This is a genomic window from Polymorphospora rubra (genome assembly GCF_018324255.1).
GTDB classification, from domain to species: domain Bacteria; phylum Actinomycetota; class Actinomycetes; order Mycobacteriales; family Micromonosporaceae; genus Polymorphospora; species Polymorphospora rubra.
This window is the reverse complement of the sequence record NZ_AP023359.1, coordinates 7,145,079-7,166,064: the sequence shown is the minus strand read 5'-3', so window position 1 is coordinate 7,166,064 and position 20,986 is coordinate 7,145,079. Positions and strand designations below refer to the sequence as shown.

Here is a 20,986-nt window from a genome sequence, read left to right as displayed (position 1 = left end):
AGGGTCGATAAGTTGACCTCACGCCACCTTGCCGAATGATCTGCTCAAGATTCGGCGAGGCTGCCGGTCAGGTTCGGTGGGCCAGGAGCCGGGTGAGGCTGGCCCGGTTCGTCACCCCGAGCTTGTGGTAGACACGCCACAGGTGGCTGTCCACCGTACGGACGCTCAGCCCCAGGTCGGCGGCGATCTGGCTGTTGGTCATTCCGGTGCTGACCATCGCCGCTATCTCGGACTCGCGTGCGGTGAGCTGGTCCAGTGCGGTCGTCGCCAGGGGCAGGGTGGCGTTGAGGCCTTGCCGGGCCACCGCGACGTATTCCGCCAGCCGCGGCGATCCGCACGCGTCGGCCAGCCCCGCGGCGCGGTCAAGGTGGCCCGGAACGCCGTCAGCTACCCGATTGCCGAGACAGGCGTTGGCGATGACGAGGCCGGTGAGGGCCGCGTCGAGCTTGGCATCGCGGGCCTCGAACTGGGCGAGGGCCGCCGTACCGGTCTCCGCCGCCCCGCGGGGATTCCCATGTACGCCGTGGGCGCGTGCCTCGGCCCGACCGGCGTATCCCAGACACAGCGGGGATGGCCGTCGCCGGGCGAAACTTCCGGCGCGTCGTGCATAACCGTCGGCAGCGCCCGGCTCGCCGCCGGTCCCGTGCACCGCGTAGGCGAGCAGGTCCCACTGTCGGGGGCGGCGCCATGCCGGCAGGCGCGGCAGGTCCCGTCCACCCGCAGCGCGAAGCGTCAGGTGGATGCCACGCTCGGGCTCGCCCGCGTGCACCAACGCCTCGGCCGCCATAGCGCGGACCACCACGGCGAACGCGGTCTCGAGCCCGTCGCAGACCCGTACGGCCTCGTCCGCCGCGGCCACCGCCTCGGCCGTGTCGGCACCGGCCCGTAGCCACACCAGGGCGTTCGCACGTAGCCCGGCGACCAGCGCCCGGCTCGGCCGGTCATCGCTGATCCGGGCCAGGTGCGCGGCCTCGTCCAGGGTCTCCAAGCCGCGCGCGAGTCGCCCGAGCCGAAGCTGGATGTCGCCGAGGGTCTTCAGCATCGCGGGAAGGATGTGCGACTGCCCGCTGCTACGGCACAGCGTCACCCCGCGCTCAAGATGGCGCTCAGCGTCACGGATGCGCTCCATGATCGCCTCGACCCGTGCCAGCTCGTACAGACAGGAAAGGTCGCGCAGCAGCACCATGTCGGACGTCGCGTCGGCCCGCCGCGCTGCCCGCTCGATGGCGGGCTCGGCGTTGCCCGGCTTGTCGTCGGAGTACCGCGCCAACGCCGTCAGACTGAACGCGATTATCTCGCCCGCCGGATCGCCACCGCGGCGCGCGTGCCGGGTGGCGGCGGTCGCCTGGCGCGCCGCGCGGTCGAAGTGCAGCGCCTCCAGCGCGTTCTCGGCCAGCTCACGCCGTAGCCGGCTCATGATCCGGTCTCCGTGGGGGAGCGCCGTGAGCGCCGCGGTACGGGCGAGCGCGTCCGCCTCCTGGAAGTTTCCCAGCTGCCGTTCCACCTCGCTGGACAGGACCAGCGCGGTCGCCGTGACCTGACGGTCCGGCGCCGGCTCCCGGGCAAGCAGCGTGTGCAGCACTTCCCGGCCGGCCTTTGGCTGCCCCGCCAGCAGCCGGGCACGGGCCAGCAGGAGGTGCGCCTCGTACCACCGGCCATCGGACTCGGGGATCAGGGTCAGCGCGACCGTCAACCAGCCGATCGCCGTGTCGGGATGAGCGTCTGTTGCCTCATGGGCCGCCACCAGCAACGTGTCGACGTGCGCGGGCTCGGCCGGGTCGGCTGCCCGTGCGACGTGGTACGCGCGTGCCGCCATCGGCCCACCCCGCCTGCCCAGTTCCGCCCCGATCCGCGCATGTAGCGCGCGCCGCTGACTGACCGGTATACCGGCGTACACCACGTCGGCGAGCACCGGATGTCGAAAGGCGAGCCGTGGTGCCGGCTCGGTCGGTCGGATCAGATCCCGTGCGACCAGTGTGTCGAGGGCTGTGAGCGTATCGTCCGAAGTGGCCGTTGCGGCCGCGACCAGCAGGTCGGGCGAGAACGGGTCGCGGAGCGCCGACGCCAGCTGCGCTACTCGCAGGTCGGTCGGCGAGAGCTGCGCGAGCTCGTCGGAGAACACGCCGGCGGCGTCGGAGGTGTCCGGCGATCCGGCGGCCAGCATTCGCATGTACGCCGGATTGCCGTGCCCGTCGCTGTGGATGGTGGCCAGATCGGGGCGGTCGCCGAGTATGCGTCGGGCGTCGGCGAGCGAGAGCGCGCCGATCGGGTACGTCCGCAGTGCTCGCGAGGACGTCGCCTGGAAGACCACAGCGGCCACCTCCAGCGGAAGCTGCCGGGGACGGTAAGCGGCGATCAGCAGGACCGGCGCGCAGACCGTGAGCTCAAGTAGGCGGTCGAGAACGGGCGCAAGGAAACGGGGCAGCCGATGCAGGTTGTCAAGGACGAGGAGTACGTCGGTGCGGGCTGACAACTCTGTCAGGCCGTCCGGCAGGCGCCGCCACCACTCGAACGGTGCGGGCGCGTCGGGGCGCTGATCGCCGAACGGGTTGTTGGGAGCCGACACCACGCAGAGGCCGCGCGCCTTCGCGTACGCGAGCGACGCGGTCAGCAGAGTGGTCTTGCCGATTCCCGGCTCCCCGAAGATGACGGCGGCACCGCCCCTGCCGGCCTGCAGGTTGTCCACCAGATGTTCGAGATCACGACCGCATTCCGTACGACCGATCACCGCGCTCGGCCGAGCCACCGCCACCGACGACATGTTCCTGCCTCCGCGAAGCGGTTAGGTAGATCGATATAGGTAGCTTTACCGATGTCTCAGGGTGTCGAGTGCTGACATCATAGCGGCCGTGCCGGCCGGCGCGAAGGGACAGCAATTCTGTCTATCGTGTGAGGAGCGTCGAAATGATCTTCAGGAGACGTCCGAAGGATCGTGGACGGGACGGGGTGAGAACCCCGCGACCTACCCGACTCGGCGCCTATTTCGCCGTGGTCGGCCTGGCCGTCGCATCGCTGGTAGTGGTCGCACCCACCGCCGCCCACGCAGGGGCCATCGTGGCCTGCCCGACCGACCTCCAGTACTGGAACCGCTACGGCTCCCAGTGGGAAGCCCACCGCTACCGGATCGTCTCCTCGACACCGGTCTTCCTTGCCAGCGACGGTCGCGCCGTGAGCAACGGCCTGAGTTATCCGGTCTCGGCGACCGTGACCGCCACCCAGACGCGGACGCACCAGGTCACCACGTCAGTCGGCGTGGCCACCCAGCTCACCGAACAGCTCACGATCAATGTCAGCACCCAGATCGTGCAGATACGTAGCACGGCGATCGGGGTGTCCACCAGCTTCGAGGTGCAGCCGTACCAGACGGTCTACGCGGACTACGGGGTGCACGCCTACCAGGTCTCCTACTACGTCGAGAAATGGCGCGCCAGAGGTTCGCTGTGCGAGGAGTGGGGCTACTATCCGTCGACGGTGACCGCGCCCACGTACATCGAGGGGTGGCAGCTCCGGCTCGGCTGAGCCTTCCCCGACGAGGCCGATGTATCGACGCTCGGGTTCCAGGGCGGATTCGAGCGCGAGCTCCCGCTTGAGCGTCTTGCAGTCGAGGCTGGGCACGGGTGACATTCCAGGCGGCATCGCCCGGAGATGGCCGCAGCCGGACATCGCGACCAGCCCATCGACCGGTCGTTTTGCGGTGCGCGCCGCGGGTACCCAGCAACATGGCTAAAGGCGAAAAGTTCCACAAGGGCGACCATGTTTCGTGGGCCAGCCACTCCGGTCGGGCGTACGGGACCGTCAAGGAGGAGATCACCGAACGCGTGAAGGTCCGGGGGCACCCGGTCAACGCGTCACTGGAGCACCCGCAGTACCGGATCCGCAACGACGACTCCGGTAGGGACGTCGCACACCGGCCGGAGGCGCTACGCCGTGAGCAAGAGTGAGACGGCCGGGACATCTCGATGGCAAGCGAGGCGAGCAGCCTTCGGCCTGGCCGGTACGTACCCAAGGTCCAGTGGGGCGGCCGGGCCGAAGGGACAGCCGCATGGCAGACCCACTCAACTCCGCCATGAGCGCGCATCGCGACATGACACAGCGGCCCACCACTGGCTGGACCTCAGGGACGTCCGGGGCAGCTGCACCGGTGCTTGGGGCGGAGTTCGTCGGCGCGTTCGTGGCGGATGCTGTGCGCCCGATCGTGAACCTGTTGCAGTTGGTCGGTGGTCAGGCGGCGGGCGTTCCAGATCAGTCGGGCGACCTCGGCTGCGTCTGGGTGGGTCGGCGGGTGGTCGCCGGTCAGGTCGATGCCGGTCAGCGCGCTGAGGTCGCGGGATGGGATGTCGAGGAAGGCGGCGAACCCGGTGAGCAGGTGGGATGTCAGCGGCATCCTGCCGTGTCCGATCGCGCCGATCGTCGACGCCGACAGGATGTCGCGGCGGCCGATGCCGTACAGGTACTTGGCAGAAGCCAGCCAGCTGAGGTTGCGGTTGTGTAGCAGGCGCAGTATCAGGCCGCCGGCACCGTTCGGGTACCGCAGGTACGGCGGCGTTGGTGCCGCCGGCCGCTGCGGGCGGGGCAGCTGAGGCATCGACCGGACGAACCGGTGCAGCTCCGGTACGGCCCGTGGCAGGTGCGTCAGTGGCCATGCCAGCCAACCCGGGTCGCCGGCTGCGGCCGGGTCCAGTGGAGCGAGGTCGTCGGGCACCCGTTGACCGGCGATGACGAACACGTCGCTGGCATGCAGGCCGAGGGCGGGGGCGAGCCTGCGCAGCAGTGACGGGTCAGGCTCGTCGCCGTCGAGCACCGCCGTGATCACGGGCTCCGGGACAGCCGCTCGGCCGGCCAGGAACTTGACGTCAACGTCGCGCAGCTCGGCCAGCCGCATCAACTGCACGCCGAACGCCGGCAGTGTCTCCACCACCCCAGCCTACGGCCCCACTCACCCAGTCCCTGGTCTGGAGACGGCCGAACAGCCGGCGCTCCACAGCAGACCCGAACGGGCAGACCGCGGCATGAGAGGACGTGGCGTGCGCTGGCGGAGCAGGCTGGTGACCGCTCGGAAAATTGCCCCTGCAGTCCCGGGTTCTCGCGATAGGGTCGCCAGCGGAGTTTGGAGTCCTCGGCAACGGATTCGAGTGCCTTGTGCGATCCAGGATCTTCGACGTTCGCGGCCGCTGTGTCATCGGCCGCGACGAAGAACCTGACGATGATGCTCACCGCCGCATTGTGCCCGCGCAGCCCGCCCAGGGGTATGCCGGTCGACGCGATACGGCTGACAATTGTTCGGTCATGACCGAGGATCAACTGAGTGCGGTTCGGCGCGGGCTTCCGGAAGGAACGCGGGCCGGGGAGACGGTGATCGGGTCTCCCACGGGTGTCGGCCGGGCGGGTAGGACGGGGCAGGACATGGACCGAGGCAGCCGCGACGAGTTGCTCGGCCGCCTGGCTGAGGCGGTCGGGTCCGTCACGGTCGCACACCCGACGCGGGTTGCCGTCGACGGGCCGCCCGCCGCCGGCAAGACCACGCTCGCCGACGAGTTGGCCGTCGTCCTGCGCAGCCAGGGCCGCGACGTCATCCGCGCGACGATCGACGACTTCCTCTTCCCCCGGGCGCAGCGCTACCCGCGCGGCGAGTACTCGGCCGAGGGTTGCTATTTCGACACCCACGACCACGAGGCGCTGCACCGGGTTCTGCTCGATCCGCTCGGTCCGGGCGGCGATCGACGCTTCCAACCCGCGGTGTACGACCGCACCGCGGACACCGTGCTGTCGCCGCCGGTCACGACTGCCGCCGTCGACGCCGTGCTGGTCTTCGACGGCGTCTTCCTCATGCGTCCGGAACTGGTCGAGCGGTGGGACCTGCGCGTCTTCGTGTCGACCGCGCTCGAGAAGACAGTGGATCGTGCCGTGATCCGGGAGCGCCGGGTGTCGTCCCGGGCCGACGTCGAACGACGCTGGCGCGAGCGTTACATACCCGCCCAACAGTTCTACTTCGCTACGGTCCGCCCGACCGATCACGTCGACATCATCGTGCACAACGACGAGCCCCGGCAGCCGGTCTGGGCGCCCCGAACACACTGACCGCACCCAGAGCTGGATTCCCCACGTTGCTGCCGAGACGAACAAGACGGTGGTCACGATCAGCGGCGGTGATCACGGGTTGCGACCACCGGGATTGTTGCGAGCGTATACGGATGCCCTCGGCATCGTCGGCGCGGCGATAGAGGCATTCTTGTCCGAGATCTCCTGAATACACTGCTTGCGGAAGCGTCAGCGGCCCAGATGGACATAGGCGGCCCACGCCGTCGGGTGCTCACCGTACGTCGGATGCCGCCGGATGGCGGTCACCGCGTGGTGCAGGGCGCGGGCGGCGTCGAGCGGGTCGCCGGCGTAGAAGTGCGTGGCGACGCGGTGGGCAAGCTGGTCGTTGACGCTCCAGAGCGTGGCGATCACCTGGCCGTAACCGGCGGTCAGGAAGCCGCCGGCGATGTGTACGGCCTCGTCGGCGAGGGCGCCGCTGGTGCGGATCGTGCCGCACGCGGCCAGGAACGCGAGTTCGGCGTGCCGCAGGTGCCAGCGGGTGAGGTCGGTGACCGACAGCCGCAGCTCCGGGCCGAGGACCAGGTGGCTCTCCGACGGGCTGCCGAGATCGGTGGCGGCGTGGCAGGCGTAGTGGACGACCCCGTAGCCCTCGGGTCCGGACACTGTCAGCCCGTCGAGACGGGTGGCCCGGTCGGCGAGCATCCGCGCGTCGCGGCGGGCACCGGTCAGGGTGGGCAGTCCCGGAACCTGGTCGACGACGACCACGGCCATCCGCGCCTCGGCGGCCGGTGCCGGCCTCGTCCTGCTGTGCAGCAGCGCGGTCACGGTCGGGGCGATCGATGGAACCACCAGATCGAGCGCGTCGCCGGCGGCGTGCAGCGGCAGCAGGGCCAGCCGACCGGTCGGCACCCACCACAGCCGGGGCGGCGTCGGCGCGTCGAGCAGCGGCCGCAGGGCACTGTGCCCGAGGACCGGACCGACGGTGGTGCGCCACAACCAGGCCAGGATCTCCCGGAGTACGTCGTTGTCGGCGTCCGGTAGCCGTTCCGCCTGGGCCGTGGCGTCGGCGAGGGTCAGTTCCGTCAGACGCAGTGCCGTCATGCCCGAGGCGGTCAGGATCAGTGCGTCGCACCGGCTGGCGGCGACGTTGACCACGACCACCGGTCCGTCCCGCGCGACGCCCTCGAGGTCGGCGAACAGCGGCGGCAGACCCCAGCGCGTAAAGCCGTCGAGGCCGCGGATGGCCGCCGAAACCTCGTCGAGATCCCGGACCAGCCGGGCCCGGCCGGTCAGGTCCTCGCCGACCGTCGCCGGTTCGTTCATGGCCGCGATCGTCGTGTCCAGACGTGCGGCGAGCCGCGGCGCGACGCGTTCGAGTTCGTCGAGCCGGGCGCGCGGCGACATCAGCTGCTCGAGAAGGAGACCCCGGCCCTGCTCCAGCAGCACCAGGGCGGCCTGCGGATCCCCGATCTGAAGGGCCACCGCCGCGGCGTCGCGGGCCAGGCCCACGAACGCCGAAAGCGTGTGCTCCCGGTCCGTGCGGTCCGCCCGCCAGGAGGTGATCCAGGGCAGCAGGTCGAGCGCCGCCCGGTAGCCGGCAAGGGCCTCGTGGTGGTCACCGGCCTCGGCGGCGGTGTCGCCCCACAGCCGTGCGTTGACGGCCCGCTGTACGGGCTCGGCGTCCGTGAGCCCCGCCGCCTCCGCGAACGCGGCGACGGCCCGGCGGTGGTCGCCGCGCTGCCGCTGCACCTGGCCGAGCAGGTGTAGCGCGCGGACGCGGAGCATGCGTACCGGCCGGCTCAGCCGCTCCGCCTGCCTGGCCTGGAACAGCAGCATGAACCCGGGCAGGCTGGTGGGGCCGGCCAGATAGAACTCGCCGAGGCGCAGCATCGCATAGGCACGTATGTCGCGGTCCCGGGCCGACGTCGCCTCCCGTACGACGCGGACCGCCTCCGTGAACGCCGCCGTGTCCCCGGTACGCAGGTAGCGTGCGAACAGGGCGTCGCCCAGACTCACCGCGCGCACCTGGCGGGCCGGGGCGCCGCGCCGCAGGCCCGCGACCGTCCGGCGGCCGACGTCGATCGCGGCGTCGAGTTCGTCGAGCGAACCACCGCGTGCGGCCCGCATCGCCGTCGTCGCGACCGCGAGCATCGCCTCGTCGGCGGACAGCCGGCCGCCGACGGCGATCGACCGGTCGAGATCGGCCAGTCTGGTCGTCGCCGCCGACCGGAGGGCGAGTGCGATCGGCAGGCTCATCGCCAGCTTGGCATCCGGATCGAGCCGCACGGCGCGATCGGCGAGCGCGACCGCGGCGTCGAGGTGCCCGGGGCCGAGCTTGATCAGCGCCCCGGCCGCGTACCCCAGGATCTCGGCGAGCATCCGGCGCTCGGCGACGTCATCGGGCAGCTCGGACAGCACTCCCGCCGCCCGTGCGATGGCGGCCTCGTCACCGTCGCGTTCCGCGTCCCGTAGCGAGATCCAGGCTTGCCGGAGGTCCACCCGCCGACGCTATCCGGTCGGTTGCCGGGCCGATATCCCGCGTACGGCTCACACCGCCGACGGCCCGCCGAACCGCACCGGCACGCCGGGGGAGTACAGCACGCTCACCGGCGCCTCCGTCGGTTTCGCCAGCCCCGCGGCCGGCAGCAGTTCGTCGGAAAGCGACAGCAGTGTCGCCCGGTGCAGCGGCCACCGCGGGTGCTCGTTCGACAGGTGCAACGTGCGGCCGAAGGCCCGGGTGTGCAGGCCCCACCGGGCGGTGACGAAATGCTCCAGCGGCGTCGGATCGGCGACGGGCTCGCCGACCCGTACCGTCATCGCGCTCTCCGCGTGGCCCGGCCAGCGACGCCGGCTGGTGTACGTCATCAGGTCGCCCTCGCGGCGCAGCCACATGGACGCCCATTTGTACGGCAGCCGTAGCGTTGCCAGTGCGGTCAGCACCGGCAGCAGCCGCGCCGCGTCGAGGGAGCGGAACACCACCGCCCGCCGGCCGGTGTCGTCGACGCTGTAGAGGCGTACGTTGGTTTCGCAGAACGTGCCCAGATAGGGGATCCCGGGCCCGCGCAACAGTCCCAGGCCGACCATCCGGAACGCGACCAGACCCACGTACGTGACCCCGTCCAGGGTGTCCGGTGTCGTGCCGGGTGGCAGGAGCGGGGCGACCGTGGCGGGATCGGCCGGCCAGTGCACGAACGTCAGGTCCCGCCAGCTCTGCACGAGCCACGGCCGGCGTACGGGCCGCACCGTCTCCGGCGTGACGTCCTCGATCCGCCCGGTCAACAGGGGCTGGGCCGCAGCAGCAGGAAGACGAATCCGAGCACCCCGCGGTAGCCGTCGAGCCAGCTGCGACGGTGGGCGGCGGACACTTCCAGGGCCTGGTCCCGGTCGGGGTGATCAGGATGGTCCAGCGCCCACCGGGCCAGCGAGCCGGTCCAGTTCCACTCGTAGTCGTCCCACTCCGCCAGGGTGCTGACATGCCCGTAGACCGGCGTCCATCCGTCGGCGACCACGCGGGCCACCGTGGTCGGCAGATCGGCGTACTTCTGCGGGCCGTCCTCCAGTTCGGCGCGCAGCGCCGGTTCGGGCTCCCGCTCCCAGAAACAGTCGCCGAGCAGGACCACGCCGTCCTCGGCGAGGTGCCCGCGGGCGGCGGCCAGGGTGGGCAGCAGTTCGCCGAAGGCGTACGCGGCACCGACGCTGAGCACGACGTCGGCCCTGCGGGGGGACCGGTACCGGGTCACGTCCTCCTGGCGTAGCTCGAGCCGGTCCGCGACACCCAGGCGGGCGGCCGACTCGACGGTCCGGTCGAATCCCTGCCCGGAGATGTCGACGCCCACCGCCGTGATCCCCGGATGTGTCCGCAGCGCCCGCAGCAGCCACGCCCCCTCACCGCAGCCCAGGTCCAGCAGGTGGGCGTCCGGTCGACGGATCGCGCGGCCGAGCAGGCGGTCCACCGTGCTCTCGCTGGCCGGCGCGGCGATGGGATGGTCCGAGTGCGCCAACGCGCTGAGTGTCTGTCGATCCACCGGGACTGCCTACCACAGACCCGTGGCTGATCGCCGGGACGCGGTGTGTCAGTGGTCGTCCGCCGGCTGGCGTGGGGTGCCGTACAGGGTGCCGCGCGGGGCGGTCCCGGCCCCGTGTGCCGGGATACGCGCGGATCCGTAGACGGTGCCGCGGGTGGCGTGGCCCGCGCTGCCGGCCCACGGCTGGGTGTACGGCTCGACCGCGGCCTCCGGCAGGTACGGCTCGACAAAGTCGCTCCGCGGGAGGTCACCGTCGGGCCGCGCGAGGTTGCCGTCAAGCCACGCGAGGTTGTCGTCGGGCGGCGCGTCGTCGCCGTCGGTCGCCGGCTGTCCGCGACGTGCCTTGACGACGCGGGCGATGACGAACCCGGCCACGGCGAGTGCCCCGACCACGATGACGATCTTCTGGAAGGTCCCGGCGTACGCCTCGACGGTGTGCCAGCTCTCGCCGAGCAGGTAGCCGGCCATGACGAACACGGTGTTCCAGATCAGGCTGCCCAGCGTGGTGTACAGCAGGAACGTGGGGATCGGCATCCGTTCGACGCCGGCCGGGATGGAGATGAGACTCCGGAAGATCGGAATCATCCGTCCGAAGAAGACCGCTTTCGCCCCGTGCCGGATGAACCACGCCTCCGTCCGGTCGACGTCGCTCAGCTTCACCAGCGGCAGCCGTGCCGCGATGGCACGGACCCGGTCCCGCCCGAGTGCGACCCCGATGTAGTACAGCGCCATCGCACCGACGACCGAGCCGATCGTGGTCCAGACGATCACGGCGAACAGGTTCATCTTGCCCTGGCTGGCGGTGAACCCGGCGAGCGGCAGGATGACCTCGCTCGGGATCGGCGGGAACAGGTTCTCCAGCGCGACCGCGAGACCGGCGCCGGGGGCCCCGAGCCACTCCATGAGGTCGGTCACGAAACCGACCAGGCCACCCTCGGACGGATCGGACTCCTGGGCCAGCGAAGCTACGTACGTGGACAGTTGAGACAGGCGGGACATGCCGACCAGAGTATGGACCCGGGGGCGGCACCGGCCATGAGGGCGACCCCCGATTTCGGGGCAACTGCCGGGTGCGGACGACCGCACCCGGGAGAACCAGGGGGAACCCGGGCCGTCACCAGGTGACCGGCAAGGTCTCCAGACTGCGTACGGCCATGCCGAACCTGAACCGCAACTCCTCCTCGGCGACGGCGATACGCAGCCCCGGCATCCGGCGCAGCAGCGCCCCCAGCACCTCCTGCAACTCCATCCGGGCCAGTTGCGCGCCCAGGCAGTAGTGGATGCCGCCGCCGAACGCGAGGTGCGGGTTGTCGGCGCGGGCCAGGTCGAGGTGGTCGGGTTCGGTGAAGACGGCCGGGTCGCGGTTGGCGGCGACCATCGCCGGCAGCACCGCCGCACCGGCCGGGATGACCGTGTCGCCGAGCGTCACCTCCTCGGTGGTGAGCCGGACCTGGCCGACGCCGCTCTCGCCGAGCTGGACGAACCGGAGCAGTTCCTCGATGGCGTGGGGGAGCGCCTCGGGTTCGGCGACCAGCCGCTCCCAGCGGTCCCGTTCGCGCAGCAGGGTGAGCAGGAACAGGTTGATCTGGTTGGCGGTGGTCTCGTGGCCGCCGATCAGTACCCCGATGCAGAGCATCACCAGTTCGCGTTCGGTGAGCTGGTCCTGTTCGTCGCGGGCGGTGATGAGGGCGGTCAGCAGGTCGTCGGCGGGCGCCGCCCGCTTGGCGGCGATCAGCCCGGCGAACCCGTCGAGCGCGGCCCGGGTCCGCTCCGGATCGCGGTCCCACTTGCCCATCAGGGCCGCCGACCAGCCCAGGAACGCGTCCCGGTCGTCGGGCGACACCCCGAACAGCTCGAAGATCACCTGTACGGGTAGCGGCATGGACAGGTTGGCGACCAGGTCGACCGGCCGGGGCAGCCCCTCCATCGTGTCGAGCATCCCGTCGACGAGTTCGGCCACCCGGGGCCGGAGCTGTTCGACCCGCCGGGGCGTGAACCCGCTGGCGACCAGCCGGCGCAGCCGGGTGTGCCGGGGCGGGTCGAGCCCGATCAGCGACTCCGACGTCAGCGCGCCCAGTTCGCTCTGCGGGCCGCCGGGAGCGGTCGCGGCGGCCCGGCTGAACCGCGGGTCGACCAGTACCTGCCGGACGTCCTCGTGCCTGGTCACCAGCCAGGCCGGCGTGCCGTCGGGCAGGGTCACGGCGGCGACGGGGCACTTCTCGCGCAGTTCGCCGAACTCCGGCGCCGGCTCGTGCATCGACGGGGCGGTGAACGGATAGGACACGGTCATGCGGGGACAACCTCTCTGGGGTGGACCAGTTCGTGCAGGGTGGTGACGACGTCGGCGGGGCTCGGTGCCGCCGCCACCCGGTCGGCCGCCACCCGGGCCGCGGCCCGCCAGTGGTCGGCGGCGAGCAGGTCGGCGACCCGCTCGCGGATGCGTCCGGCGGTGACCGCGTCGTCGGTGAGCACCGTGCCGGCGCCGGTCTCCGCCAGCCGTACGGCGTTGAAGTGCTGGTCGCTGACCTGTGGCAGGACGAGTTGTGGCACCCCGCGGGCGAGGCCGGTCATCGTGGTGCCGGCGCCGCCCTGCTGCACCAGCACGCGGCAGCTCGGCAGCAGCAGGTGCAGGGCCAGCGGGGCGTCGGCGACCCGTACGTCGGCGGGCAGCCCGGCGAGGTCGGCGTGCTGGGCGGCGTCGACGGCGACGACGATCTCGGCGCCGAGCCCGCACAGCGCCGCGGCGACCGTACGCAACGCGAGCGTGCCGGGCAGGTCGACGCCGGCCATCATGGTGCCCCAGGTCAGGCAGATCCGGGGCCGGTCCGGCGGTGCCAGCAGCCAGTCCGGCAGGACCGCCGGCCCGTTGTAGGGCACGAACCGGATCGGTGCGGCCGGACCGGCGAGCGGCACCTGCATCGGCGCCGGGCACGGGTCGAGGGTCAGCGCCCCGGCCAGGTCGACCCGTCCGGCTCCGAGCCGGGCGGCCCGGGGCGCGATGATCTCGTCCTCGTCGATGCCGATCCCGGTGCTGGAGTCCGGCCCCCACAGGTGCCGTACGCCGGGCACGTCCAGGGCGGCGGCGGCGATCGGGCCGGCCAGGTTGTACGGCTCGTACACGACCAGGTCGGGCCGCCACGACCGGCCGGCGGCGACCAGGGCGTCGAGCATCGCGTCGGCGTAGCGGACGACGCCGCCGTCGGCGGTGATCATCGGGGCGACCGTGTCCGGCGCCGGCTCCTTGGCGTCCTCGTCGGCGACCCGGCCGATCCGGCCGCCGAACACCTCGGCGAAGTCGAGGTCGGCGCCGACCGCGACGGCCGGCAGCCCGGCCGCGGTGATCGCGGCGGCCATCGCCGGTTGGCTGGCGACGAGGACCTCGTGTCCGGCCGCCCGCAGCGCCCAGCCGAGCGGAACCAGCGGGAAGAAGTGCGACCGCCAGCCCCAGGTGCTGATCAGTACCCGCATGCCGGGCCTTATCCGAGCGGCCCGAGCAGCGACACCGTCCGGGTGCCCTCCACCTCGGTCACCTCGACCCGGAAGTACGGCGCGATGGTGATCCGGATGAACTCCAGGTCGTCGACGATCTGCAGCGGCAGCAGGTCGGCCGGCGCCACCGGCCGCGCCGAACTGACCAGGTCGACGCGGCGGCCGACCCGCACCGACTCGACCAGGAACGCGCCGAGTTCCTCCGGGGCGAACAACCGCCACAGGTCGACGCTGACCACCCGCTCGAACCGCTGGTCCTCGAATCCGGTGACCACCCCGGCCAGGTGCCAGTTCTGCTCGCCGAGCGGGGCGGCGTAGTCGAACGTGCGGCCGCCGTCGCCGAGGCGTACCTTGCTGGCGCCGTAGCCGATCAGCAGGCAGTCCCGGTCCTCGAGGTCGGCCAGCAGCGCCGCCGGCAGGGTGTCGACCCGGCCGAGGCCGTGCCGCTCGCAGGCGGCCAGCGCGTCCTCGAAACGCATGATCCGGCGTACGACGTTGGCCCAGTTGCCGGGGTAGCCGAAGAACTCCATGTCGAAGCGGGGGTGCTTCTGCGCCAGGTAGCGCACGTTCTGGCTGAGCTGCAGCATCAGCATCGGCATGACCCGGAAGTGCGGCAGGTCGTACGTGACCGCCTCGTCGCCGAGATGGAACAGGTCGGTGTCGTCGCCGTGGTGGTGGAAGATCCGGTAGAACAGCTCGTTGTCCTCGCCACCCCAGGTGACCAGGTTCTCGTCGAATCCGCCGACCACGTCCAGCGTCGCCCGGTCGACCGACGCGTTGTTGGTGTGGCCGTAGATCCACGGGGCGCGTTTCCAGTCCCGGCGCCGGTTCGGGGCGAAGAGCAGGTAGTCGCGGATGTCCTCGTTGTAGTCGCCGATCACCCGGTGGTCCGGCGTCTCGCCGCGCTTCAACGCGTCGATCGCCCCCCAGTCCAGGGCGAGGCTGCGGCCGAGCAGCACGGTGGGGCGCAGGCCGCGGCCGACGTGGAAGTCCCGGTGCCGCTGCAGGGTGGTCGGGTGCGCCGGCTGGTCGGCGTCGAGGAACAGCACGATCTCGCCCCGACCGGCCGCGATGGCCCGGTTGCGGGTCACCGACCGGCCCCGGTTCACCTCGTTGGCCAGGTACGTCAGGTCGAGCCGGTCGAGGTAGCGCCGCACGACCGGTTCGACGGGCACGGTCGAGCCGTCGTCGACGACGATCACCTCGAACCGGTCCCGGGGCAGGGTCTGCAGGGTGAGCGAGTGCAGGGTCAGTTCGAGCAGGTGCCCGTTGTCGTACGCGGGCACCACCACGGTCAGCAGCGGGTCGTCGGTGGTCACGGGGTTCCTTTCCGGGGTGGTGGTCACGGCACCGGGCTGACCGTGGTCTCGCGTACGGCCGCGAGCAGCCGCTCGTTCGCCGGCCGGTCGCCGACCGTGATCCGTACGCCGTGCCCGGGGTAGGGCCGGACCAGGACGCCGGCCTCACCCAGCCGCTGCGCGAATCCGGTGGCGGCGTCGCCGAGCGGCAGCCACAGGAAGTTCGCCTCGCTCGGGGCGACCGGCAGCCCGTACCCGGTCAGCGCCTGCGCGAGCCAGCGGCGTTCGGCGGCCAGGTCGGCGAGCCGGGTGGCGAGTTCGGCGGTGGCGTCGGCGGCCAGCGAGGCGACCGCGGCGGCCTGTCCGAGGCCGCCGGGGAAGAAGACCATGCCGGCCATCCGGCTGGCCGCGCCGACCCGCGCGCCGGCGACGGCGTAGCCGACCCGCAGGGTGGCCAGCCCGTACGCCTTGGAGAAGGTACGCAGCACGCAGACGTTGTCGCGGCCCCGGTAGAGGTCGATCCCGTCGGGTACGTCGGGGTCGGTGACGAACTCCCGGTACGCCTCGTCGATGATCACCACGACATCGGGCGGGATCCGGTCCAGGAACGCCTCGACCTCGGCGCGGTGCAGCACCGCCCCGGTCGGGTTGTTGGGGTTGCACAGCAGCACGGCGCGGGTGTCGGCGGTGACCGCGTCGGCGATCGCGGCCAGATCGTGCCGGAAGCCGTCCAACGGCACCGGCACCGGCCGTGCCCCGGCGTTCGCGATCAGCAGCGGGTACGCCTCGAACGACAGCGCCGCGTGCAGCACCTCGCCACGGGTGCGGTCGAGGCCGGCGAGGACGTGCTGGCACAGCCCGGCCGAGCCCGGCCCGACCAGCACGTGTTCCGGCGGCACGTCCAGGTGCGCGGCGATCGCGCCGACCAGCGCCTTCGACGCGTGGTCGGGATATCGGTTGAGCTGCCCGGCCCCCTGCTCGACCAGCCGGCGCACGCTGGGCAGCGGCGGGTACGGCGTCTCGTTCATCGACAGGTCGACGGGGTTGCTCATCGGGGCTCGCCTTCGGTCGCGGGTTCTCGGGGACGGTCGCCGGCGTTCGGGTCGGGCAGCAGCCCGAACTGGTGGAGCCGGTCGAGTGTGGTCAGTCGCTGGACGCCGACCCCGGCGAGGTTGCCGGTGGTGATCCGCAGCAGCCGCCGGTTGGCGGACGTGTGCCGCATCATCCGGCGGCCGAGCACCCGGGGCAGGCCGGTCGTGGTGGTCAGCATCCGGGACGCGTTGTGGCTGACGGTGGCGGTGTGGTCGAGCCGGGGCAGCCGGGCGGCGTGGTATTCGCGCAGTGCCCGGTCCAGGGCGGCGGGTTCGGTGCCCCCACCGGCCGCGACCCGCTGGGCGAGGGTCTCGGCGTCGACCAGCGAGCTGTTCATGCCCTGTGCCGCCATCGGGTGTACGGCGTGCGCGGCCTCGCCGACCAGGGCCAGTCCGGGCGTGGACAGCTTCGGGGCGCGCAGCCGGTGCACGGCGAGGATCTGCCGGGTCCGCAGCGCGGCGCGCAGCGCGTCGGCGAGCGGGGCGAGGGCCGGGGTGCCGGTGAGCACGTCCGTCGACCAGCCGGTCAGGTCGCCGCCGCCGCGCAGTTCGTCGGGCTGGACCTGCACGTAGAGGCGGCACCGGCCGTCGGGCAGCGGATAGACCAGGCGCAGCCCCCGGTCGCCGGCGTACGCGGTCACCTCGTCGTCGACGCGTACCCCGGCGAGGTCGAAGGCGACCAGCCGGTGGTCGTACGCCTCACGGCGGGCGGTCAGTCCGGCGTCGGCGCGCAGCCTCGACGACAACCCGTCGGCGGCGACGACCAGCCGTGCCGGGATGTCGTGCGGCCGGCCGTCGCGCACTGCGCGGATGCCGCCGATCCGGCCGGCGTCGTCGCGCAGCAGCCCGGTGACGGTGAGCCCGCGCCGTACCTCGACGCTCGGCCCGAGCACGCCGGCGAGCGCGTCGAGCACGTTCGGGTAGCCGGTGCACAGGATCTGGCGGTAGTCGCCGGCCAGGTCGGCGTAGTCGAGGTTGAGAAGTGCCCGGCCGGCCGGGTCGCGGATCGCCAGCCGGGCCACCGGGACGGCGCCGCCGGCGTGCACGGCCGGCAGGGCGCCGAACGCGTCGAGGACGCGTACCGACTCCGGTTGCAGGATCTCGCCCTTGGGCACGTCGGCGGGGCCGGCCTGCCGGTCGACGACCAGCACCCGCAGCCCGAGCGCGCCCAGCGCGTAAGCGCTGGCCAGGCCGCCGACGCCGGCGCCGCAGACGACGACGTCGGTGGTCACGCCCGCGCCCCGGGGGTCGGGGTGCCGTGCGCGCTGGGGGCGCCGGTCGCGGCGGCGCGGTGTGCGGCCAGGGCGCGCAGTGCCAGCCCACGGGTGATGACCGAGTTCGGGTAGTGCATGTGGTGCCGGATGTAGACGCAGAGCCGGGTCGCCGGCCATGAGCCGTCCGGCAGTTGGGCGTCCAGCAGCCACCCGACGCCGCGGGAGATCCGGTCGTCGTCGGCGGGCAGCCCGGCGGCGAGCAGCGCGTGGACCGCCCAGCCCGTCTCCTCGACCGAGCCGGGCCGGTCGTCGCCGGGGCCGAACGACCCGTCGTCGCGCTGCGCGGCCAGCAGCCGGTCCCGGGCCCGTACGGCGACCGGGTCGTCGGCCAGGCCGGCGCGGGCGAGGGCGTCGAGGACCATCGCGGTGCCGGAGGTGAAGTCGCGGTACCACAGGTTCTCGTACGACCCGTCCGGCCGCTGTGCGGTCCGTAGCCACTCGGTTGCCCGGGCGACCGGCGGGCTGTCCGGGGGGTGGCCGGCGTCGAGCAGGGCGACGACACCCTGGGCGGTGATCGCCGGGCAGGGTCCGTCGTTGGCGAGTTTGGTGTCGCGTACCCACAGGCTCCACGAGCCGCGGGTGTCCTGCCGCCCGGTCAGCCAGCCGACGCCGCGGCGCAGCACCGGGTCGTCGGCGGCGCCGGGCAGCCCGGCCAGGCCGGCGACGATCTCGGCCGACTCCAGGGTCACCGGCCAGCCGTCGGCGCCGGAGAAGCTCCAGCCGCCCGCCGGGCAGTCGAAGACCGGGAACGGGTTGCGTTGCTGGGTGCGGTGGAACAGGTCGCGGGTCGCGGCCAGTCGCGGGTCGGCGGCGTACCCGGCGGCGATCAGGCCGGTCAGCGCGAACGCCGACTTGGTCAGGTCCAGGTTGGTGACGGCGTCCCAGGCCCCGTCGGGGCGTACGGCCCGGCGCAGGAAACCGGCGATCGCCTCGACCAGGTGCGGTGCCTCGCCGGAGCGGGCCAGGCCCAGGCAGACCAGGGCGGCCGGCCACGGGTCCTCGCTGAACGCGCCGGTGCGTCCCTCGTGGTCGTGGATCGCCTCGAGCAGCCGCAGCGCGGTCGGCCGGGCCAGCTTCGTCGTCGCCCGGCGCACCGCGCCGGTCGGCATCGTCGCCCCCTGCAGCAGCGCCATGCCGATGAACGGCGCGGTGCGAAACGAGATCCGGTCGCGTCGTACGCGGTCGAACAGCACCAGTTCCAGGGGCAGCCGGCGCGGGGCCGGTGCCTCCGGGAACCCGGCGAGGGCCTGGAACTGCTGGCACAGCACGGCCACCGCCCGGTCGGTCACCGCGGCGACCCCGCCGAATTCGGCCAAACGCCGCTGGCCGGCGGCGACCGCCGCCTCCGTTGCGGCGTCGCCGGTGCCGGCGACGATGCGCAGCGCGGCGGCGGCGACGGCGGTCGGGACCACCTCGCTGTCGGCGCCGAGCACGCCGCCCCAGCCACCGTCGGCGCCCTGCGCGGCCCGCAGCCAGGCGACGCCGCCGCGGATCAGCTCCGCCGCCCCGGCCGGGTCGGCGGCGTGCAGGGCGGTGACCGCGCCCGCCGTGCCGAGCACCGACGCCGGCGGGTGGTCGGTGAACGCGCCGTCGGGCCGCTGGTGGCCGAAGAGTTCCTCGGCACCGGCCGCGATGGCGGCGGCGACACGCTCCACGGGTACGGGGGGCATCGGCGCTCCCTTCAGGACGGATCGGACGTGGCCGGCCCGGCGGGCGGGGCGGCGGGGGACGGGCCGGCCGCGGCCGGGGTTCCCTCTGGCGGGCCGAGTTCGTAGCCGGCCCGCATCCGGGCCTGGGTCCACCAGCTGACGGTCAGCGCCGGTACGACGAGCACGACGGCGGGCAGCAGGCCGAAGCCGAGCCCGATGGCGGCGCCGGCGAAGCCGATCCGTTCCAGCACCAGCAGTTCGTGGGCGCGTAACGCGGTCCGTACCGGCAGGTGGTCCCGGCGCGGCAGCAGCGTCGCGAAGGCCGCGAATCCGACGGCGGCGGTCAGGCCCAGCAGCAGCAGGTAGCCGCCCTGGCCGCCGGTCAGCGTCGAGTCGGCCGGGCGGACCAGGCCGCCGACCGCGGCGGCGGCCACGGCGGCGAGGTAGAACAGCAGGGCGATGCCGGCCGCCACCCGGTCGCCGTGCCGTACCGGCACGGTCCGGTAGCCGCCGGCCCGGTCGCCGGCGACGTCGCGGATCGTGCCGACCAGGTTCGACGCGGTGTCGTGGGCCCAGAACGCGACCGCGAAGGCGACCAGCGGCCACCAGCCGACCGGGGCGACGACGAGCGCGCCGTAGAGCATGGCGAGGGTGCCGAGCGCCCCGCGGGCGAGGTTGCCGGACAGGCCCCGGGCCTTCAGCCCCCGGCTGTACGCGATGATTCCGGCGGCGGCGAGGACCGCCACCAGTCCGGTGCCGATGCCGCCGGCGATCGCCAGCGCCCCGACCCCGACGAAGCACGCCACGCCGCAGCCGAGCGCCGCCTGCGGGCGCAGCCGGCCGGACGGGATGGGCCGGTGTGCCTTGCTGATCGCGTCGAGCCGCCGGTCGAAGTAGTCGCCGAGGTAGTGGCCGCCGATCCAGCCGATGGTGGGGGTGGCCCAGGCGGCGAGCAGCCGCCACCAGTCCCGGTCGCCGCCGCCGAGGCCGGCTCCGGCGAGGCCGAGCAGGCCGACGTACCACAGCGTGTAGGGCCGCCAGGTCTGCACGTGCGCGATCAGGGTGGTGTGCCGGCGACCGGCGACGGCCGTCATCCGGGCACCGCGGCCCAGCCGGCGATCGCGGCCAACGTGTCCCGGGCGGCGGATTCGTCCAGGGTGGCGAGCCGTTGGTGGGCCCGGCCGGCGTGCTCGGCGGCCACCTCGCGGGCGGCGGCCAGCGCCCCGGTGTCCCGGACGATCTCGCAGACCCCGGCCAGGGCGGCCGGGTCCGCGTGGCCCCGGGTCAGTGCCTCGACGAGTTGGCGGCGCTGCGCCGGCCCGCCGACCTGGTGGGCGAGCAGCACCGGCAGGGTGGGGCGGCCGTTGGTCAGGTCACTGGTGGTCGACTTGCCGATCGCCGCGGCGTCGGAGGTGTAGGCGAGCAGGTCGTCACGGATCTGGAACGCGATCCCGACGCTCTCGCCGTAGCCGGCGAGCAGCCGTACCCGCTCCGCGTCGGCGCCGCCGAGCAGGGCGCCGATCTGGCACACCGCGCGGAACAGGGCGCCGGTCTTCAGCCGGACCATCTCCAGGTAGGTCGTCGCCGGGCCGGTCGGGTCGCCGGCGAGCCCGGCCTCGAGCACCTGGCCGCGACACAGGTCCGAACCCGCCTCGGAGAGCGCGTCGACGGCGGCGACGATCCGGTCGGCGGGCACCCCGCCGGCGCGGCACTCCACGATCGCGGTGTACGCGGTGAAGATCAGGGCGTCGCCGGCGACGATCGCGTCCGGTGTGCCGTACGCCGCCGACACGGTCGGCCGGCCCCGCCGGGTGGTGTCGCCGTCGATGATGTCGTCGTGCACCAGGGTCGCGACGTGCAGGTATTCCAGCCCGAGTGCGGCCGGCAGCACCGGCTCCGGGCGGCCACCGGCGGCACTGGCCGATTCCAGCGCCATGATCGGCCGGATCAGTTTTCCGGCGGGCAGCAGCGCGTGCCGCACCATCGCGGACAGCCGGTCGGACGATTCGGGCCACCGTTGCCCGAGCCGGTCGCGCAAAAGGCGGCCGGAGTGGCTCGCGGACAGTTTGCCCGTGAAGTCGAGCGGATCGGTGCTGGCAACAATGGTCATGGCATCAGGCC

Annotated in this window: 16 protein-coding genes and 1 pseudogene; 3 read left to right on the top strand and 14 right to left on the bottom strand. The window is 72.8% G+C overall.

Going from position 1 to position 20,986, the window contains the following annotated elements; genetic code table 11:
* Positions 1–67: 67 nt before the first annotated feature.
* Entirely contained in the window at positions 68–2,686 is a 2,619-nt protein-coding gene (locus Prubr_RS31375) for a helix-turn-helix transcriptional regulator (protein WP_212818643.1), read from the bottom strand.
* A gap of 260 nt (positions 2,687–2,946) precedes the next feature.
* On the opposite strand from Prubr_RS31375, the gene Prubr_RS31370 reads away from it, so the two are divergent.
* Positions 2,947–3,519: a hypothetical protein gene (locus tag Prubr_RS31370; RefSeq protein WP_212818641.1), complete on the top strand. Its 573-nt coding sequence runs from the start codon at positions 2,947–2,949 to the stop codon at positions 3,517–3,519.
* A gap of 200 nt (positions 3,520–3,719) precedes the next feature.
* On the top strand, positions 3,720–3,941 hold the full coding sequence (locus Prubr_RS31365; protein ID WP_212818639.1) for a hypervirulence associated TUDOR domain-containing protein: 222 nt from the start codon (positions 3,720–3,722) through the stop codon (positions 3,939–3,941).
* Between the two features lie 173 nt (positions 3,942–4,114).
* Here Prubr_RS31365 and Prubr_RS31360 read toward each other — a convergent pair whose 3' ends face one another.
* Positions 4,115–4,915 carry an XRE family transcriptional regulator gene (locus tag Prubr_RS31360; protein ID WP_212818637.1) on the bottom strand — a complete coding sequence of 267 codons (801 nt, stop codon included), beginning with the start codon at positions 4,913–4,915 and terminating at the stop codon, positions 4,115–4,117.
* A 488-nt stretch (positions 4,916–5,403) separates the two neighbouring features.
* On the opposite strand from Prubr_RS31360, the gene Prubr_RS31355 reads away from it, so the two are divergent.
* Complete coding sequence (locus tag Prubr_RS31355) at positions 5,404–6,078, top strand: cytidylate kinase family protein (protein ID WP_212818635.1); 675 nt, start codon at positions 5,404–5,406, stop codon at positions 6,076–6,078.
* Between the two features lie 189 nt (positions 6,079–6,267).
* Here the strand turns inward: Prubr_RS31355 and Prubr_RS31350 are convergent, their stop codons facing one another.
* The 12 genes and pseudogenes from Prubr_RS31350 to Prubr_RS31295 all read right to left on the bottom strand — a co-directional run bounded on the left by Prubr_RS31350 (position 6,268) and on the right by Prubr_RS31295 (position 20,975).
* Positions 6,268–8,538, bottom strand: coding sequence for a CHAT domain-containing protein (locus Prubr_RS31350; protein ID WP_212818633.1), 2,271 nt, complete (start codon positions 8,536–8,538; stop codon positions 6,268–6,270).
* A 48-nt stretch (positions 8,539–8,586) separates the two neighbouring features.
* On the bottom strand, positions 8,587–9,318 hold the full coding sequence (locus Prubr_RS31345; protein ID WP_246567903.1) for a YqjF family protein: 732 nt from the start codon (positions 9,316–9,318) through the stop codon (positions 8,587–8,589).
* Positions 9,315–10,064: an SAM-dependent methyltransferase gene (locus tag Prubr_RS31340; RefSeq protein WP_212818631.1), complete on the bottom strand. Its 750-nt coding sequence runs from the start codon at positions 10,062–10,064 to the stop codon at positions 9,315–9,317. The genes Prubr_RS31345 and Prubr_RS31340 overlap by 4 nt, the downstream gene beginning before the upstream one ends.
* A 348-nt stretch (positions 10,065–10,412) precedes the next feature.
* A pseudogene (locus tag Prubr_RS31335) lies at positions 10,413–11,063 on the bottom strand (DedA family protein); the annotation flags it as partial.
* A gap of 115 nt (positions 11,064–11,178) precedes the next feature.
* Positions 11,179–12,354 (bottom strand): cytochrome P450, encoded by a 1,176-nt coding sequence (locus Prubr_RS31330; RefSeq protein ID WP_212818628.1) that lies wholly within the window; start codon positions 12,352–12,354, stop codon positions 11,179–11,181.
* Entirely contained in the window at positions 12,351–13,532 is a 1,182-nt protein-coding gene (locus Prubr_RS31325) for a nucleotide disphospho-sugar-binding domain-containing protein (RefSeq protein ID WP_212818626.1), read from the bottom strand. Before Prubr_RS31325 ends, Prubr_RS31330 begins: the two co-directional genes overlap by 4 nt.
* A gap of 8 nt (positions 13,533–13,540) precedes the next feature.
* Complete coding sequence (locus tag Prubr_RS31320; protein ID WP_212818623.1) at positions 13,541–14,872, bottom strand: glycosyltransferase family 2 protein; 1,332 nt, start codon at positions 14,870–14,872, stop codon at positions 13,541–13,543.
* 23 nt (positions 14,873–14,895) lie between these two features.
* The gene (locus Prubr_RS31315) at positions 14,896–15,903 is read right to left on the bottom strand and encodes a histidinol-phosphate transaminase (RefSeq protein ID WP_212818622.1); all 1,008 of its coding nucleotides are present in this window, start codon (positions 15,901–15,903) and stop codon (positions 14,896–14,898) included.
* Positions 15,900–17,174 carry an FAD-dependent oxidoreductase gene (locus tag Prubr_RS31310; RefSeq protein ID WP_212818620.1) on the bottom strand — a complete coding sequence of 425 codons (1,275 nt, stop codon included), beginning with the start codon at positions 17,172–17,174 and terminating at the stop codon, positions 15,900–15,902. The genes Prubr_RS31315 and Prubr_RS31310 overlap by 4 nt, the downstream gene beginning before the upstream one ends.
* The gene (locus Prubr_RS31305; RefSeq protein ID WP_212818618.1) at positions 17,171–18,886 is read right to left on the bottom strand and encodes a prenyltransferase/squalene oxidase repeat-containing protein; all 1,716 of its coding nucleotides are present in this window, start codon (positions 18,884–18,886) and stop codon (positions 17,171–17,173) included. Before Prubr_RS31305 ends, Prubr_RS31310 begins: the two co-directional genes overlap by 4 nt.
* An 11-nt stretch (positions 18,887–18,897) precedes the next feature.
* Positions 18,898–19,959 (bottom strand): UbiA family prenyltransferase, encoded by a 1,062-nt coding sequence (locus tag Prubr_RS31300; protein WP_212818616.1) that lies wholly within the window; start codon positions 19,957–19,959, stop codon positions 18,898–18,900.
* A complete protein-coding gene (locus tag Prubr_RS31295) occupies positions 19,956–20,975 on the bottom strand; it encodes a polyprenyl synthetase family protein (RefSeq protein WP_212818614.1) in 1,020 nt (339 codons plus the stop codon). Before Prubr_RS31295 ends, Prubr_RS31300 begins: the two co-directional genes overlap by 4 nt.
* Positions 20,976–20,986: the final 11 nt, after the last annotated feature.